The 15,353-nt window shown below is 63.2% G+C and carries 17 protein-coding genes and 1 pseudogene; 11 read left to right on the top strand and 7 right to left on the bottom strand.

From position 1 onward, the window contains the following. The first annotated feature begins 6 nt into the window (after window positions 1–6). Complete coding sequence (locus tag LB520_RS04675; protein ID WP_224524622.1) at window positions 7–702, top strand: acid phosphatase; 696 nt, start codon at window positions 7–9, stop codon at window positions 700–702. A 194-nt stretch (window positions 703–896) separates the two neighbouring features. After that, window positions 897–1,442: an adenine phosphoribosyltransferase gene (locus LB520_RS04670; RefSeq protein WP_140838687.1), complete on the top strand. Its 546-nt coding sequence runs from the start codon at window positions 897–899 to the stop codon at window positions 1,440–1,442. 160 nt (window positions 1,443–1,602) lie between these two features. Here the strand turns inward: LB520_RS04670 and LB520_RS04665 are convergent, their stop codons facing one another. The 6 genes from LB520_RS04665 to LB520_RS04640 all read right to left on the bottom strand — a co-directional run bounded on the left by LB520_RS04665 (window position 1,603) and on the right by LB520_RS04640 (window position 6,426). Next, entirely contained in the window at window positions 1,603–2,073 is a 471-nt protein-coding gene (locus tag LB520_RS04665) for a MaoC family dehydratase (RefSeq protein WP_095766513.1), read from the bottom strand. Beyond that, on the bottom strand, window positions 2,070–2,540 hold the full coding sequence (locus LB520_RS04660) for a MaoC family dehydratase (RefSeq protein ID WP_224636615.1): 471 nt from the start codon (window positions 2,538–2,540) through the stop codon (window positions 2,070–2,072). Before LB520_RS04660 ends, LB520_RS04665 begins: the two co-directional genes overlap by 4 nt. Before the next feature lie 114 nt (window positions 2,541–2,654). Further along, on the bottom strand, window positions 2,655–3,629 hold the full coding sequence (gene corA, locus LB520_RS04655) for a magnesium/cobalt transporter CorA (protein WP_224636613.1): 975 nt from the start codon (window positions 3,627–3,629) through the stop codon (window positions 2,655–2,657). A 19-nt stretch (window positions 3,630–3,648) separates the two neighbouring features. After that, window positions 3,649–4,752, bottom strand: a complete 1,104-nt coding sequence (gene ychF / locus LB520_RS04650) for a redox-regulated ATPase YchF (RefSeq protein ID WP_224626820.1) — start codon at window positions 4,750–4,752, stop codon at window positions 3,649–3,651. Between the two features lie 198 nt (window positions 4,753–4,950). After that, on the bottom strand, window positions 4,951–5,673 hold the full coding sequence (gene pth / locus LB520_RS04645) for an aminoacyl-tRNA hydrolase (RefSeq protein ID WP_224630907.1): 723 nt from the start codon (window positions 5,671–5,673) through the stop codon (window positions 4,951–4,953). A 111-nt stretch (window positions 5,674–5,784) separates the two neighbouring features. Next, a complete protein-coding gene (locus LB520_RS04640; RefSeq protein WP_095766518.1) occupies window positions 5,785–6,426 on the bottom strand; it encodes a 50S ribosomal protein L25/general stress protein Ctc in 642 nt (213 codons plus the stop codon). 346 nt (window positions 6,427–6,772) lie between these two features. On the opposite strand from LB520_RS04640, the gene LB520_RS04635 reads away from it, so the two are divergent. From LB520_RS04635 to LB520_RS04610, 6 genes are all read left to right on the top strand, one after another. Further along, complete coding sequence (locus LB520_RS04635) at window positions 6,773–7,417, top strand: glutathione S-transferase family protein (RefSeq protein WP_224636611.1); 645 nt, start codon at window positions 6,773–6,775, stop codon at window positions 7,415–7,417. 140 nt (window positions 7,418–7,557) lie between these two features. Beyond that, window positions 7,558–8,115 (top strand): FMN reductase, encoded by a 558-nt coding sequence (gene msuE / locus LB520_RS04630; RefSeq protein WP_095766519.1) that lies wholly within the window; start codon window positions 7,558–7,560, stop codon window positions 8,113–8,115. Window positions 8,116–8,151: 36 nt separating this feature from the next. Continuing rightward, window positions 8,152–9,516, top strand: a complete 1,365-nt coding sequence (locus LB520_RS04625; RefSeq protein ID WP_140838674.1) for an LLM class flavin-dependent oxidoreductase — start codon at window positions 8,152–8,154, stop codon at window positions 9,514–9,516. A 22-nt stretch (window positions 9,517–9,538) separates the two neighbouring features. Then, window positions 9,539–10,387: an ABC transporter permease gene (locus tag LB520_RS04620; protein WP_224636609.1), complete on the top strand. Its 849-nt coding sequence runs from the start codon at window positions 9,539–9,541 to the stop codon at window positions 10,385–10,387. A gap of 47 nt (window positions 10,388–10,434) precedes the next feature. Then, complete coding sequence (locus tag LB520_RS04615; protein ID WP_224636607.1) at window positions 10,435–11,430, top strand: ABC transporter substrate-binding protein; 996 nt, start codon at window positions 10,435–10,437, stop codon at window positions 11,428–11,430. A gap of 17 nt (window positions 11,431–11,447) precedes the next feature. Further along, entirely contained in the window at window positions 11,448–12,209 is a 762-nt protein-coding gene (locus LB520_RS04610) for an ABC transporter ATP-binding protein (RefSeq protein ID WP_224636605.1), read from the top strand. 40 nt (window positions 12,210–12,249) lie between these two features. Here the strand turns inward: LB520_RS04610 and LB520_RS04605 are convergent, their stop codons facing one another. Continuing rightward, window positions 12,250–12,699: a MarR family winged helix-turn-helix transcriptional regulator gene (locus LB520_RS04605; RefSeq protein WP_224636604.1), complete on the bottom strand. Its 450-nt coding sequence runs from the start codon at window positions 12,697–12,699 to the stop codon at window positions 12,250–12,252. A 144-nt stretch (window positions 12,700–12,843) separates the two neighbouring features. On the opposite strand from LB520_RS04605, the gene LB520_RS04600 reads away from it, so the two are divergent. The 3 genes and pseudogenes from LB520_RS04600 to LB520_RS29330 all read left to right on the top strand — a co-directional run bounded on the left by LB520_RS04600 (window position 12,844) and on the right by LB520_RS29330 (window position 15,255). Next, a complete protein-coding gene (locus LB520_RS04600) occupies window positions 12,844–13,701 on the top strand; it encodes an alpha/beta fold hydrolase (RefSeq protein WP_224636603.1) in 858 nt (285 codons plus the stop codon). A gap of 267 nt (window positions 13,702–13,968) precedes the next feature. Next, a pseudogene (locus LB520_RS29335) lies at window positions 13,969–14,532 on the top strand (glycosyltransferase); the annotation flags it as partial. A 15-nt stretch (window positions 14,533–14,547) separates the two neighbouring features. After that, window positions 14,548–15,255, top strand: a complete 708-nt coding sequence (locus LB520_RS29330) for a glycosyltransferase (protein ID WP_411969860.1) — start codon at window positions 14,548–14,550, stop codon at window positions 15,253–15,255. Window positions 15,256–15,353: the final 98 nt, after the last annotated feature.

Here is a 15,353-nt window from a genome sequence, read left to right as displayed (position 1 = left end):
GCACCCATGAAAAGATATGCATCGCTCGCGGCGGGTTTCCTGCTGCTTGTCACCGGATATGTCGCCCATGCCGATGAGGCCCAGCCTTTCGTCACCAGCAAGGACATTGACCTGACGATGATCCTGCCGCCGCCACCGGCCAATGACTCGCCGGAAACCAAAGCCGAGCTCGGCGAGGTGCTGACGCTGCAGGTGACGCGCACGCCGGAAATGGAAAAGCGCGCCATCGCCGACGCCGAGGAGAATATCTGGCGCTTCGCCGACGTCATGGGCCCGAATTTCAACAAGGAGAAGCTGCCGAAGTTCAGTGCCTTCTTCGATCGCGTCGTGGCGACCGAAGGCGCCGTCGTCGATCCCGCCAAGGATGTCTGGAAGCGGCCGCGGCCGCATCAGCTCAGCGATCTGGTCAAGCCGGTCGTGAAGCTGTCGAGCTCCGGTTCCTGGCCGTCTGGCCATGCGACGGTCGGCACCATGATGGGCATCGTCCTTGCCGACATGGTCCCCGAAAAGCGCGCCGAGATCATGGCGCGCGCGGCCGAATTCGCCCACAACCGCGTGGTCGGCGGCATCCATTATCCGTCCGACATCGAGATGGGCAAGATCTCCGGCAGCGTGATCGCCGCGGTCCTGCTCAACCGTCCAGATTTCAAGGCCGAGTACGAAGTGGCGCGCTCCGAGCTGCGCTCGGATCTCGGCATGTAGCCGCTCGGTAGCGCCTGCTTTTCGAAGGGCGCCTTCGCGGGCGCCCTTTTTCATTATGGTCGAGGCCGATCGGTGCCGATCCTTTGCCGGATGTGCTTGTCTCTGGCGCGACATCGCGGTAGCCCTTGTCGGTCGCGTCGGGCAGCAAAGGCCGACGCCGCCAAATCCGACAGCCGGACACGCGGAAAGCCTCGATGAAATCCTCCCTCGAAGACACGCTGCTTGCGGCCATCCGCACCATTCCGGATTATCCCAAGCCCGGCATCCTGTTTCGCGACATCACCACGCTGCTTGGCGACGCGCGCGCCTTCCGCCGCGCCATCGACGAGCTGGTCCATCCCTATGCCGGATTGAAGATCGACAAGATCGCCGGCATCGAGGCGCGGGGCTTCATCCTCGGCGGCGCTGTGGCGCACCAGCTTTCGGCAGGGTTCGTGCCGATCCGCAAGAAAGGCAAGCTGCCCTACGAGACGGTGCGCGTCGCCTACAGCCTCGAATACGGCCTGGACGAGATGGAGATGCACAAGGACGGCGTCTCGCCGGGGGAGAAGGTGATCGTGGTCGACGACCTGATCGCCACCGGCGGCACGGCGGAAGCCGCGGTGAAGCTGCTGAGGCAAATCGGCGCCGACATCGTCGCGGCATGCTTCGTCATCGACTTGCCCGACCTCGGCGGCCGCCAGAAGCTGGAAGCGCTAGACGTGCCGGTGAGGACGTTGATCGGGTTCGAGGGGCATTGATCTTCCCCTTCTCCCCTTGGGGGAGAAGGTGTCGCCGAAGGCGACGGATGAGGGGTGTTCCAGGGAACGCCAACGTCGCACTTCGCTGGAACACCCCTCATCCGTCTCGGCGCTGCGCGCCGATCCACCTTCTCCCACAACAAGGGGAGAAGGAGAGGCGCTATCCCACCTTCACCAGAACGGCGCTGTCGAACTCAATCACCTTGTCGCCGGTCGAATCGAAACCTTCCGAACGCAGCGTCAGCAGGTTCCAGCCTGGGCGCCCGGCGAGCGGGCGGTGCGCCTGCGCGGTGCGCGTGAAAGTCACGGTCTCGCCGGCGTAGACCGGCTTCAGCCACTTCAAATTGCGGAAGCCGGGCGAGGGGCCGAATTCGGGCTGCGGACCTGGGCCTGTCCAGCGCACGCCCTCGGTCTCCATGCGCTTTTCGAGATTGTATTTCATCCAGGTGGCGGCAGTGTGCCAGCCTGAGGCGCAGAGCCCGCCAAGCACGCTCTTCTTCGCCGCCTCTTCATCGACGTGGAAGACCTGCGGATCGTATTTGTTGGCGAACGCCTTGATCTCGTCGGCTTCGAATTTATGCGAGCCGAGCGTGACGGTCTCGCCGATCAGGAAATACTCGTCCAGGGTCATGACAGGTCCGTTGCGGCATCACGCGCGAGGAACATGCCGGTGTTTTCGAGCTCGAAGACGCTTTCGCCGCGCTGGTTGACGAGCTCGCTGCGCATGGTGATCAAGCCGAGCTGCGGCCTCGATTTCGACTGGCGCTTGGAAAGTATGGTGAGCGTGCCGGTAAGCCTGTCGCCGGCCAGCACCGGCTTCTTCCATTTCACATGCTCGATGCCGGGCGAGCCCTGCGAGGTCGAATCGAGCAGGAAGGCGTCGCACAGCATGCGCATGAACATCGCACAGGTATGCCAGCCCGAAGCCGAAAGCCCGCCGAGGATGGTCGCCTTGCCGGCTTCCTCGTCGAGATGCATCGGCTGCGGATCGAACTCCGAGGCGAATTCGATGATCTCGGCGGCGCTTACGTCCTTGCTGCCGAGGTCGAGCGAGGCGCCCTCGGCGAAATCCTCATAGGCCCAGGTCTTTCCGGTCATGATCGGCAATCCGGTTGACGAACGCGATCCGCAAGGATCGGAAAACCCGGATGCCGGCCCAAGTCGATTTGGTCAAGTGATTTCTGGTAAGCCAGCCGTCGCCGGCCAAGTCCGTCAGAGCCAGCCGCGGCGGCGGAAATACCAGAAGGGCAGGATCGCCGAGACCACCATCAGGGCGATGGCGAAGGGGTAGCCGAACTCCCATTTGAGCTCGGGGATGATGTCGAAGTTCATGCCGTAGATCGAGGCGACCAGCGTCGGCGGCAGAAAGATGACGGCGGCGACCGAGAAGATCTTGATGATGGCGTTCTGCTCGATCGAGATCATGCCGAGCGTGGCGTCGAGCAGGAAGGAGATCTTCTGCGACAGGAAGGTGGCATGGTCGGCAAGCGAGAGCACGTCGCGCGACAGCGTCTTGATGCGGGCGCGTACATCCTTGCTCATCTTGGTCTGGTCAGCGACATGGGCGAGAAAGCCGGCCAGGCGCTGCAACGAGATCAGGCTGTCGCGGACCGAGGAAGCGATGTCCTCCTTGCGGCCGATGCCTTTGAGGAGCTCCTGGAAATCGCGATTGCGCTTCGAGGCCTTGGTCGAGCGCGCCTCGAAAATGTCGCGCGAGATCGTTTCCACCTCGCGGCCGGCGCGCTCGAGGATGTCGGCCAGGCGATCGACGATCGCCTCGAGGAGGCCGATCAGGATGGTGTCGCCGCTGGTGCAGCCGGTCGCCACCTTCTCGGCGCGCTGCGGGAAAGTCTTGAAGGCCTTGGGCTCATGATAGCGGATGGTGATCAGCCTCTTGCCGGCGAGCGCGAAGGTCACCGGCGACATCAAGGGATCGTCGGCCTCGGTCTGCGCCGGCAGCACGGCAGTCATGAAGTAGCCGCCGTCCTCGATATAGAGCCGGCTCGAAATCTCGATCTCTTCCATCTCCTCGCGGGTCGGGATGGCAATGCCCAGCCAGCTCTCGATGCGCGCCTCTTCCTCCTTGGTCGGGTTGAAAAGATCGGCCCAGACGATCCTGTCGCCGTCCGCAACAAGGTCCTCCGTGAGGCGCAGGCGATCATTGTCCACGACGAAGGTCTTTATCATCGCCGGGTCTCCCTGGAGATCAGGTGTTGAACTTGAACAGCATGATGTCGCCGTCCTGGACGACGTATTCCTTGCCCTCGTCGCGCGCCTTGCCGGCTTCCTTGGCGGCAGCCTCGCCGCCCAGCGTGACGAAGTCGTTGTAGGCGATCGTCTGGGCGCGGATGAAGCCGCGCTCGAAGTCGGTGTGGATGACGCCGGCCGCCTGCGGCGCCTTATCGCCCTTGTGGATCGTCCAGGCGCGCGTTTCCTTCGGCCCGACGGTGAAATAGGTGATCAGATGCAGGAGCTCGTAGCCGGCGCGGATCACCTTGTTGAGGCCCGGCTCATCGAGGCCGATCGAGGCAAGGAACTCCATTTCCTCCTCGTCTGAAAGCTGGGCGACTTCAGCCTCGATCGCCGCCGAGATCACAACCGTGCCGGCGCCCTGCGCGGCCGCCATCTTCTCCACCGCCCTGGTGTGCTCGTTGCCGGTGGCGGCGTCTGCCTCGGCGACGTTGCAGACATAGAGAACGGGATGCGAGGTGAGCAGGTTCAGCCCCTGCAGGATGCGCAGGTCCTCCGCGGCGATGCCGTTGAGCAGGAAGCGCGTCGGCTTGCCGGCTTGCAGAAGCTCGAGCGCGGCCTCCATCATGGGCAGGACGGCCATGGCTTCCTTGTCCTTGCCGGCGGCGCGCTTGCGGATCTGGGCGATGCGGCGCTCGAGGCTTTCGAGATCGGCGAGCATCAGCTCGGTCTCGACCGTCTCGGCGTCGGCGACAGGGTCGATACGGCCTTCGACATGGGTGATGTCGTCATCCTCGAAGCAGCGCAGCACGTGCACGATGGCGTCGACCTCGCGAATGTTGGCGAGGAACTGGTTGCCCAGCCCTTCGCCCTTGGAGGCGCCGCGCACCAGGCCGGCGATATCGACGAAGGAGATGCGGGTCGGGATGATCTCCTTCGACTTGCCGATCGCCGCGATCTTCTGCAGGCGTGGGTCGGGCACCGCCACCTCGCCGGTGTTCGGCTCGATGGTGCAGAAAGGATAGTTGGCGGCCTGCGCGGCGGCCGTCCTGGTCAGCGCGTTGAACAGCGTCGACTTGCCGACGTTGGGCAAGCCAACGATGCCACATTTGAAACCCATGTTCGTCCAATCCTGTCGGAAATTCGATTTTGGTGAGGGCTATGGGCGATAGGGGTGACGAACGTCAAGCCCCATGCCTCTATCGTGACAGGGCCTAAAGCGCGTCGCGATCTTTTAGATTCGCTCCCTGCGCTTTAGGCTTTTGATTTTGCGCATGTCTTTACCCCGAAACCGGTTCCCACTTTCGGGAGACATGCTTTAGTCCTTGCCAAAGAGCTTCTTCAGCATGGCAGCCATCGGGCCGCTTTCTGGGAGCTTTGCCGCTGGCTGCTGCGGGCGCGCCTGGCGGACATGGCTTTGCTGCTTCGGCGCCTTGGGCGGCGGGCGGTCGTCGTCGCCGGTCGGCACAAGCTTGTCGCGCAAGGCGAGCGTGACCCGGTTCATGAACGAGCTGTCGTCGCCCTTGGCGAGCAAGCCGGCAGCGTCGGCGATTGCGTCCAGCAGGACATCGAGCCACTCGCGGTCGGCCTTGGCGAAATCGCCAAGCACATGGCCGTGCACCATCTCCTTGACGCCGGGATGGCCGACGCCGATGCGCACCCGGCGAAAGGCGTTGCCGACATGCTGGTCGAGCGAGCGGATGCCGTTATGGCCGCCGGAGCCGCCGCCCACCTTGACCCGGAGCTTGCCGGCAGCAAGGTCGATCTCGTCGTAGAAGACGGTGAGGGCGGATGGCTCGAGCTTGTAGAAGCGCAGCGCTTCGCCGACTGACTGTCCGGAGAGATTCATGAAGGTCTGCGGCTTGATCAGCAGGATTTTTTCGCCGCCGAGCGTGCCTTCTGAGACCAGGCCCTGGAATTTTCTCGACCAGGGCGAAAAGGAATGGCGGCGGGCAATCGCGTCCGCCGCCATGAAGCCGACATTGTGCCGGTTGTTTTCGTATTTCGCGCCCGGATTGCCGAGGCCTGCAAAGACAAGCATCGCCGCCTCCAGACTTAGAGCACGATGCCGAAAAGTGGGAAGCGGTTTTCGGAAAACATCATGCTCTATTTCTTTGATTTAGAGCCGGATGAAATCATCCGGCTCGGAGAATTACTTCTCTTCGGCCTCCGGGGCCGCCGTCTCTTCCACAGCTTCCGTGGTCGCTTCCGTCTCCGGCTTCATCGCCGACGAGCCGGCAACGGTCGCGATGGTGAAATCGCGATCGGAGATGACCGGCTTGACGCCGGCCGGCAGCTTGACCGCCGAGATATGGATCGAATCGCCGATGTCGGTGCCGGTGAGATCGACGGTGATGAACTCCGGGATCGCGTTGGCCGGGCAGTGGAACTCGACTTCGTGACGAACGATGTTGAGCACGCCGCCGCGCTTGATGCCTGGCGACTTGTCTTCATTGATGAAGTGGACAGGCACGTCGACATTGACTTCGGTGTCCTTGCCGATGCGCAGGAAGTCGACATGGACAGGAAAATCCTTGACCGGGTCGAGCTGGAAATCCTTCGGCAGGACCTGGATCTTCTTGCCGTCGACATCGATCGTGGCGATCGTGGTCAGAAACCCGCCGCCATGGATCTTGTAGAAGATGTCCTTGTAGTTGAGCGCAATCGCCAGGGGAGGCTGCTTGTCGCCATAGATAACTGCAGGCACTTTACCGTCGCGACGAACTGCACGGGCGGACCCCTTACCGACCTGTTCGCGCGCTTCGGCTTTCAGCTCATAAGCATCGTGGCTCATGGCATTTCCTTTCGCGTGTTGTGGAGCGTTCGCGGCCGGCAAACCCGTCCGTAAACGTCGAAAGCCGTCGCGGCCTTGCACGATCTGTCGATGCGTTTGGCGATCCAAAAGCGTCTAGGGGATCATGCAGGCCTGGCCGGCCTTCCTCCGCGTTGCCTCCAAGGGTGTCTACGCGGGTGGCGGCTCTATAGCGGAAGGCGGGCAAGGGTGCAAGCGGTTGGCCGGGCGGGTTGCGGGCGGTTTCCGGTGCCGAAAGGATAAACCGGAAATCCGATTTGCGGCAAATGTAGGAACGCGCAGTTCTCAGCCGTCCTGCGGCATCTGACCAGACCCAATGGGGACCGATATGAAGCTTCTATTCAGCCGCAATCCCAATCCTCGCCTCGCGGTCGCGACGGCGCGCCATCTCAAGGCGGAGATCGCGTTCGAGTTCGCATCGCCCATGGCGCCGGGGCAGGCCGAACGCTATCGCGCGCTGAACCCCAATCTGACCTTGCCGATCCTGGTCGGGCCGGGATGGAGCCTTTGGGAGACCGACGCCATCGCCTGCCGGCTTTCGCGCGAGACGCATTCGGATTTCTGGCGCGGCGGGCAGGACGAGCCGGACATGATCCGCTGGATCAGCTGGGGCAAGGAACGGTTCGCTTTCGCTTGCGACATGGTGCATTTCGAGCGTGGGACCAAGCAGCGCTATGGGCTTGGTCCTATCGACCGCGCGCTGGTCGAGGAGGGACTGAGGCAGTTCCACGCCGCCGCCGCGATCCTCGAGCCTGAGCTTGCCGGACGCGATTGGCTGGTCGGCAATTCCGTCTCCTATGCCGACTTCCGCATGGCGACGTTCCTGCCTTTCAACGATGCCGCCCGATTGCCGCTCGACGACTACCCGTCTATCCGCCGCTGGTATGGCCGGCTCGAGGCGATCGATGCCTGGCGCGACCCGTTCCAGGGACTTCAGGCGCCTCCACTGGCTCCGGTCAAGATCGAGGCCTGACCCGCATGGGCTGAACCAATCAACGCTTCTCCCGCGCAAACTCAATCCGTTTGCGCGGCGCGTTTTGAAATCTTCTCGCTCATTTAATTATACAAAATCTGTAGTCTTAATGAAGAAGTGTCCGCGAGGAGAGCCCGAACATGACAAAGAAGCTGGTGGTTGGATTTTCCGGCAATCTGACCCGTCCGTCAAAGACCAAGGCATTTATCACGCAGATCGCGGACGAAGCGGCTGGCCGCATCGGGGCGGCCTCGGCGGTCCATGACATTGAAGATCTCGGTCTATCGTTCCCGTCGGCACGGCGCATTTCCGATCTCGATCAAACGGCGCGCAATATCGTTGAGCAATTGCTCGGCGCCGACGTTCTGGTGGTGGGGTCGCCGACCTTCAAAGGCAGCTATACCGGACTTTTCAAGCACTTGTTCGATCTGCTCGATCCGTCGTCGCTGCGCGGCAAGCCGATCATTCTCGTTGCCACGGGCGGCGGCGAGCGCCATTCGCTGATCGTCGAGCATCAGCTGCGGCCGCTGTTCGGATTCTTCGAAGCGCTCACCATGCCGACCGCGATCTACGCTTCCGACAAGGATTTCACCGACGGCGTGCTGGTGTCGGAAGCTACCCAAGCCCGCGCCCGACAGGCCGTTGCCGAGGTTTTGCGCATCGTTGGCGAAACTCGCAGCGTCGGCCTCGCCGCCTGAATTCAGGCAGTCGTTTTGGAACCCGAAGGATCAGCCATGACCAGCTCCAGCACATCCAGACAGATCAAGCTCGGCGCCTTTCTGCCCGGCGGCGGCCAGCACGTCGCGGCTTGGCGCCATCCGGACGCGCCGGCCGATGGCGCCACCAATTTCGAGTTCCACAAGCAACTCGCACTGACCGCCGAGCGGGGTCTGTTCGACGCCTATTTCCTGGCTGACAATCTCACCATCGGCCTCGGCGCCCGTGAAGGCGGCAACGCCAAGATCGCCGGATTCGAGCCGGTGACGCTGTTTGCCGCGCTAGCGCCGCTGACCACGCATATCGGCTTCATCGCCACCGCCTCGACCACCTATGAAGAACCCTACACGCTCGCGCGCAAATTCGCCTCGCTCGATCTTTTGTCGAACGGGCGCGCCGGCTGGAACGTGGTGACGTCGGCCGGCGACGACACGGCGCGCAACTTCAATCGTGACGTCCAGCCCAATCATGCCGAGCGCTATGCGCGGGCGCATGAGCATGTCGAAACGGTCAAGGCGCTGTGGGACAGCTGGGAAGACGACGCCTTCATCCGCGACAAGAAGACGGGCCGTTTCTACGACAAGGACAAGCTGCATGACGTGAACCACAAGGGCGCGCATTTCAGCGTCAAGGGGCCGCTCAACGTGCCGCGTCCGGTGCAGGGTCATCCGGTGGTCGTGCAGGCGGGACAATCGGAGGACGGTCGCGGGCTCGCGGCGGCGTCGGCCGAGGTGATATTCACGGCGCATCAGAACCTTGCCTCGGCGCAGGAATTCTATCGCGACATCAAGGCGCGCGTCGCGGCGACCGGGCGCGATCCGGCGCAGGTGCTTATCATGCCGGGCGTGGCGCCCTTCGTCGGCCGCACCGAAGAGGAGGCCCGTGCCAAATACCAGCAGCTGAACGACCTGATCCTGCCGGAGGACGGCGTGGCGCTGCTCAACGGACTTGCCGGCCAGACGCTCGACCTCAGGGACTATCCACTGGACGGCCCGCTGCCGCCGAGCAGGGAGACCGAAGGCATGAAGAGCCGCCAGGCGCTGATCCGCCAGATCGCGGACGAGCATAATTTCACGATCCGCCAGCTCTATCAGTGGGTTGCGACCGCGCGCGGCCATTACACGGTGATCGGCAGTGCCGCCCAGGTCGCGGATCAGCTGGAGGAATGGTTCACAGGCGAGGCCGCCGACGGTTTCAACATCCTGCCGCCCTGGCTGCCCGGCGCGCTCGACGATTTCGTAGATCTGGTAATCCCGGAGCTGCAGCGTCGCGGCCTGTTCCGCACCGCTTACGAGGGCAGGACGCTGCGCGAAAATCTTGGCCTGAGGCGGCCACAGAACCCGTGGACGGCCGCGCGCTCGACCGTGCTCGCCGCCGAATGATTCCCGACGCGAGAGCAAGACGATGACTTTGCAGCATATCGAAAAGACGGTCGGTATCGGCCGGCATGAGGGTGGCAGCGGCACCGGCATGGAGCCGCTGCGCCTCCTGACGCGGACTTCGGCGCGAATCCTGTCGCGTTATGGCGTGCTGCTCAGCTTCCTCGTGTTCTGGCAGGTGGCAGCGAGCAGCGGCTGGGTCAATTCGGCCGTGCTGCCGCCGGTCGACACGATCGTCGCGGCGCTCTGGAAGGGTCTCATTGGCGGCAGCCTGCTTGGCGACATAGCCATCAGCCTGCAGCGTGCCGGCCTTGCATTCGCGGCGGCCGTCGTCGTCGCCATTCCGCTTGGCCTGGTCATGGGCCAGGCGCGTGCCGTGGAGACCCCGCTCGACCCGATCCTGCAGCTGTTCCGTCAGACCTCGGCGCTGGCGCTCTACCCGGTGTTCATCCTGCTTCTGGGGCTGGGTGAAGCTTCGAAGGTGTTCGTCATCTTCTGGGCGACGCTGTTTCCGCTGCTGCTCAACACCATCAGCGGCGTCAAGGAGGTCGACCCGAAGCTGCTCGAAATGGCGCGCGCCTATGGTGCCCGGCGGCTGACGATTTTCCGTCGCGTCGTGCTGCCGGGCGCGGTGCCGTCGATCTTCGTCGGCCTGCGGCTCGGCGCCACGACCGCGCTGCTGCTGTTGATCGCCTCGGAAATGATCGGTGCCAACAAGGGCATCGGCTTCCAGGTGATGAATGCCCAGTACAATTTCCAGATTCCGCTGATGTTCGCGGCGATCGTCATCCTGGCGGCACTCGGCCTGATCGCCAACCAGGTGCTGGTCGTCCTGCAGCGGCGGCTGTGTCGTTGGAATGTTTCAGCCGGCTAAGCACCCAAACCTTCACCGTCACTCCCAAAACAACGAAAGGCTTGATCATGAGCATCACCCGCCGTTCGCTTCTCCTGCGCGCTCCGCTTGCTGCCGGCATTCTCGCCGGCCTGCCGTCGATCGCCATGGCGCAAGCCGCATCCGTCAAGATCCGCTATCTCGCCAGCCGCGGCAGCATCTCCCCGCATGAGCTGGCCGACGCGCTCGGCTATTTCAAGGGCCTCGGCATCGAGCTCGAAAATGTCGGCTATGCCGCGGGCGGCCCGGAATCGCTGTTCGCGCTCGCGTCCGGCAGCGTCGACCTGGGCTCGGCAGCCACGCCGGCGGTGATCAACTCTATCGCCGGCGGCAACGACTTCGTCGCGGCTTATCCCAGCAACGGCATCAACAAGGATGTGAAGAGTGTCTTCTACGTGCTGGAAGACAGTCCGATCAAATCGATCGCCGACATTGCCGGCAAGACGATCTCGGTCAACACGCTCGGCGCCCATCTCGACTATACGGTGCGCGAGGCGCTGCACAGTGTTGGCCTGTCGCCGGACGCGGCCAAGCTGGTGGTGGTGCCCGGGCCGCAGCTCGAACAGACCTTGCGCTCGCGTCAGGTCGATATTGCCGGGCTGGGTTATTGGCAAGCGACGTTTGCGGGCCAACTGGTCAGCAATGGCGGCGTGCGCGGCGTCTTCAACGATACTGACGTGCTCGGCGAAATCGCCGGTGGCTTCGTCGTGCTGCGTCGTGATTTCATCACGGCGAATCCGGATGCGGCCCGCAACTTCGTCGAACAGTCGGCGCGCGCGTCGGACTGGTCGCGGCAAAATCCGGACGAGGCGCGCAAGCTGCTCGCCGACATTCTCAACAGGCGTGGCGAGAATGGCGAGCTGGCGCGCTACTGGACCGGCTTCGGCCTGCGCGAGAAGGCGGCGGTGACCGACCGCGACGTCGAGTTCTGGGTGAATATCCTCGAGCGCGACGGCCGGCTGCCGAAAGGCAAGCTCAAGGCTTCCGACATTCTCTACCGTCTCGGCGAAACCAAGACCAATTGAGCACGGAGACGCAAACCATGCCCACGGCACGCGGCGGCGATGTCACGATCCGCGACCTGTCGAAATCCTTCGCACTCGCCGGGCGGCAGCTTGCCGTGCTGCGCTCGCTCAATCTCGATATCCGCTCCGGCGAATGCCTGGTCATTGTCGGCGCAAGCGGTTCCGGCAAGACGACGCTGCTGCGCATCCTTGCCGGGCTGGAGCGGGCCGATGGCGGCGCCGTCGCGATCGACGGCAAGCGGATTGAGGGCGTCGGCGAAGAGCGAGCGGTAATTTTCCAGGAGCCGCGGCTGCTGCCCTGGCTGACTGTGCTCGGCAATGTCGCCTTCGGTCTCGAAGTGCGCGGCATTGCCAAGGCGGAGGCCGAGAAGCGGGCGCGTTTCTATGTCGCCCTGGTCGGCCTTGCCGAATTCAGCGATGCATATCCCAGGCAGCTCTCCGGCGGCATGGCGCAGCGCGTCGGCATCGCCAGGGCACTGACGGTGCAGCCGGAAATCCTGCTGCTCGACGAGCCGCTCGGGGCGCTCGACGCCATGACCAAGATCTCCATGCAGGAGGAGCTGGCGCGCATCTGGAGCGAGGAGAATGTCACCATGGTCATGGTGACCCATGACCTTGAAGAGGCGATCTATCTTGCCGACAGGGTGCTGATCCTGCCCAGGGAGAAAGGCGGCGCGGCGCGACTGATCGATGTCGACCTACCGCGGCCGCGCGAGCGCAGCGAAAGCCGCTTCGTGCGCTATCGCGAGGAGTTGCTACGCGAGTTCGGCCTGCACTAGGTTGATATTCAGGTGATGCCAGCCCGACTTTGAATCTCGATTAGCCTTCGGCGGTGTCCACCATCTGGTCGCCGCTTAAAGCATTGCGCAGCGCCTGGATTTGCCGGTTCAGCGCATCGAGTTCAGCCAGTTTCATGCCTGAGCGCTCGATCAGGGTCTCGTTCAGGCAATTGCACCGGACGAGCAGAGCACGTCCGGCGGCGGTGAGATCGACCTGCACCTGGCGCTCGTCCGTCTGGCTGCGCTGGCGGGTGACAAGGCCTGCCTGTTCCATGCGTTTCACCAGCGGCGTGATGGTGCTCGATTCGAGGGCCAGCCGATGCGCGATGCTGCCCACCGACATGCCGTCCGTCTCTCCCAGCGCATTGAGCACGAGATATTGCGGATAGGTGATCCCCATCTCGTCCAGCATCGGCTTGTAGGTGCGGTTGATCGCCATGCTGGTGGCGTAGAGGGTGAAGCAGAGCTGATTGTCCAACGGGAGAGGCACGGCGCATTCCTTTGCCGACTGAGCATCCTTTATGTATCACGGGAAATGGTATCGCGATACATTTTTTGGTAGACAAGGCTCTCGATCTTCATTACGAAATAATTATCGCGATATTGTTTATCGCGCTAATACAAGGAGATTGAGATGACCTCGCAGACCAAGTCGGGTTCGGGCAGCGGCACGATCACCACGAAGGACGGAACGCAGATCTTCTACAAGGACTGGGGGACTGGCCAGCCGGTCGTCTTCCACCATGGCTGGCCGCTGAGCAGCGACGACTGGGACGCCCAGATGCTGTTCTTCCTGGCACAGGGCTACCGCGTCATCGCCCACGACCGGCGCGGCCATGGCAGGTCCAGCCAGACCGATACCGGCAACGAGATGGACACCTATGCCGCGGATGTGGCGGCGCTCGCGGAGCATCTCGACCTCAAGGATGCCATCCACGTCGGTCATTCGACAGGCGGCGGCGAGGTCGCGCGCTATGTCGCGCAATATGGCGGCGGAGGCCGCGTCGCCAAGGCCGTGCTGATCGGCGCGGTGCCGCCGATCATGTTGAAGACGCCGGCCAATCCCGGCGGCCTGCCGATCGAGGTGTTCGACGGTTTCCGCGCGGCGCTGGCGGCCAACCGGGCACAGTTCTTCCACGACGTGCCGGCCGGCCCGTTCTACGGCTTCAACCGTCCCGGCGCCCAGGCTTCCGAAGGTGTCATCGACAATTGGTGGCGCCAGGGCATGATGGGCGGCGCCAAGGCGCATTACGACTGCATCAAGGCCTTCTCAGAAACAGACTTCACCGAGGACCTGAAGAAAATCGACGTGCCGGTGCTGGTCATGCATGGCGACGACGACCAGATCGTCCCGATCGCCGACTCCGCGCTCATCTCGATCAAGCTGCTCAAGAAGGGCGAGCTCAAGATCTACAAGGGTTTCCCGCACGGTATGGCAACGACCCATGCGGATGTCATCAACGCCGACCTGCTGGCCTTCTTCAAGGCCTGAGGCTGGCCGCCAAAACGCGAAAGCACCCGCCCTCGGGCGGGTGCTGTAAGATGACGGATCATCGTTTCGCGGTTGGGCGAGGACGCTCGATATTGTCCCTATGCCGTCCTTTCGATATCGGCGAGAAGTCAGCGCCCGGCCGCCGATATCATCTCCAGACTCGGCACCGAAAAATGGTACTGTCGCCTCTGAAGAAGGGGGCAAAAAAATGAGTGCCGTCGTAGGATCGCTGCTTGATGCCGGCGATTGCAGCATCACGCTGATCCGATGAGATATGTTTCGCTGGGAACGTATCCGATCCGGCAGCCGGTCCAGGGCGGCCAGCTGCGGGCGAACGCCATCCACAGGGTCCTGCGGGATTGTGGATGGGAAACACGCCATGTCCTCGTTACTCCCAACCGCGGCGCCAGGCGGGAAATGGAGGCCGGCGATCTTTTCATCGAGATGCCGCGCCGGTTTCGCAAGCAGATGGCCAGGCGCAAATGGCGTTCCGATGTCGCCACCGCCGAATTCATCGCGCGCAACAGCTCCCATCGCCTTGAAATCGCAAGATTTCTCGACGACTTCAGGCCGGATGTCATTGCCGTGGAGCAAGGCTGGCTTTGGCCGGCTTTGCGTGAGTATGTTGAAACGTGCTCGCCCGAGGCGAATTTTTCAATCGTCTACAGCTCGCACAATGTCGAACAGCACTTGCTGGCGCAAGAGGCCGCGATTGCCGGCGCGGGAACGGACCTCTGGAGCGCTCGACGTGCGGCGGACATCGAGTCCGATCTTGCCGCAAAGGCGGACCTGGTGGTCGCGGTCAGCGAGCAGGATGCAGCCCATTTTCGCAAGCTCAATCCAAGCGTGGTGGTCGCCGCCAACGGCGTATGGCCGCGGGAAACGCCCGTTGGCCTCGATCGGTGGTCATCGCGGTTCGCCGGCCTGCGCACGGCGCTGTTCGTCGGGTCGGGCCATCCGCCCAATGCCCGCGGTTTTCTCCAGATGACGGATCCGGACCTTGGTTTTCTCTCAGCCTCGGAGCGGATTGTGGTGGTCGGCGGCGTTGCCGACCAGATCCGCAACGATCCCGGATTCCTGCGGCGCCGTGGCGCCGACAATGCCCGGATCGAGCTGCTCGGCATGCAGGACGGCGCGAACCTCAGCGCGCTGATCGAGCTTGCCGACGTCGTGATGCTTCCGATCGTCGAGGGCGGCGGCACGAATATCAAGACCGCGGAAGCGCTGTACAACCGCAAGCCGGTCGTGGCGACATCCTTCGCGTTGCGCGGCTACGAGCAATTCAAGCATTGGCCGAATGTCCGGCTGGCGGACAGGCCGGAAGACTTCCGGGATGTGCTTGCCCAGGCGCTCAGAAGCGAACCGGAGACGCTGAATTCGGCAGACATCGCGCAGCTCGACACGCTGCTTTGGAGTTCGACGCTCCGAAAGCTTCCCGAGCTGTTCGCAGCGCTGCCGAGGCGGCAACGCCAGCCGGCGGCGAAGCCGGCCGATGGCCGGGGTCGCTTTCTTCACGGCCTTTTGCAACGCCTGGGTTTGAGGGGATGGAGCTGATCTCGTCGCGAGGGCGGCGAGGAAGAAGCTGCTTGTTGGGTAAAGCAAGCGTCGCGCCATGGAATGCTGCCGCCGGCTCCGGAACCTTCAAGGCTCCG

The organism is Mesorhizobium sp. CA12 (assembly GCF_020165255.1).
Classification (GTDB): Bacteria; Pseudomonadota; Alphaproteobacteria; order Rhizobiales; family Rhizobiaceae; genus Mesorhizobium.
The sequence above is the reverse complement of the archived record's forward strand: the minus strand, read 5'-3'. Positions and strand labels throughout refer to the sequence as shown.

Excerpts from the sequence above, each read along its gene's own strand:
- LB520_RS04675 (WP_224524622.1), top strand. The coding sequence starts at position 7 with ATGAAAAGATATGCATCGCTCGCGGCGGGTTTCCTGCTGCTTGTCACC.
- LB520_RS04660 (WP_224636615.1), bottom strand. The coding sequence starts at position 2,540 with ATGACCGGAAAGACCTGGGCCTATGAGGATTTCGCCGAGGGCGCCTCG.
- LB520_RS04670 (WP_140838687.1), top strand. The coding sequence starts at position 897 with ATGAAATCCTCCCTCGAAGACACGCTGCTTGCGGCCATCCGCACCATT.
- LB520_RS04635 (WP_224636611.1), top strand. The coding sequence starts at position 6,773 with ATGAAGCTTCTATTCAGCCGCAATCCCAATCCTCGCCTCGCGGTCGCG.
- corA (WP_224636613.1), bottom strand. The coding sequence starts at position 3,629 with ATGATAAAGACCTTCGTCGTGGACAATGATCGCCTGCGCCTCACGGAG.
- LB520_RS04610 (WP_224636605.1), top strand. The coding sequence starts at position 11,448 with ATGCCCACGGCACGCGGCGGCGATGTCACGATCCGCGACCTGTCGAAA.
- LB520_RS04665 (WP_095766513.1), bottom strand. The coding sequence starts at position 2,073 with ATGACCCTGGACGAGTATTTCCTGATCGGCGAGACCGTCACGCTCGGC.
- LB520_RS04625 (WP_140838674.1), top strand. The coding sequence starts at position 8,152 with ATGACCAGCTCCAGCACATCCAGACAGATCAAGCTCGGCGCCTTTCTG.
- LB520_RS04640 (WP_095766518.1), bottom strand. The coding sequence starts at position 6,426 with ATGAGCCACGATGCTTATGAGCTGAAAGCCGAAGCGCGCGAACAGGTC.
- LB520_RS04600 (WP_224636603.1), top strand. The coding sequence starts at position 12,844 with ATGACCTCGCAGACCAAGTCGGGTTCGGGCAGCGGCACGATCACCACG.
- ychF (WP_224626820.1), bottom strand. The coding sequence starts at position 4,752 with ATGGGTTTCAAATGTGGCATCGTTGGCTTGCCCAACGTCGGCAAGTCG.
- msuE (WP_095766519.1), top strand. The coding sequence starts at position 7,558 with ATGACAAAGAAGCTGGTGGTTGGATTTTCCGGCAATCTGACCCGTCCG.
- pth (WP_224630907.1), bottom strand. The coding sequence starts at position 5,673 with ATGCTTGTCTTTGCAGGCCTCGGCAATCCGGGCGCGAAATACGAAAAC.
- LB520_RS04620 (WP_224636609.1), top strand. The coding sequence starts at position 9,539 with ATGACTTTGCAGCATATCGAAAAGACGGTCGGTATCGGCCGGCATGAG.
- LB520_RS04615 (WP_224636607.1), top strand. The coding sequence starts at position 10,435 with ATGAGCATCACCCGCCGTTCGCTTCTCCTGCGCGCTCCGCTTGCTGCC.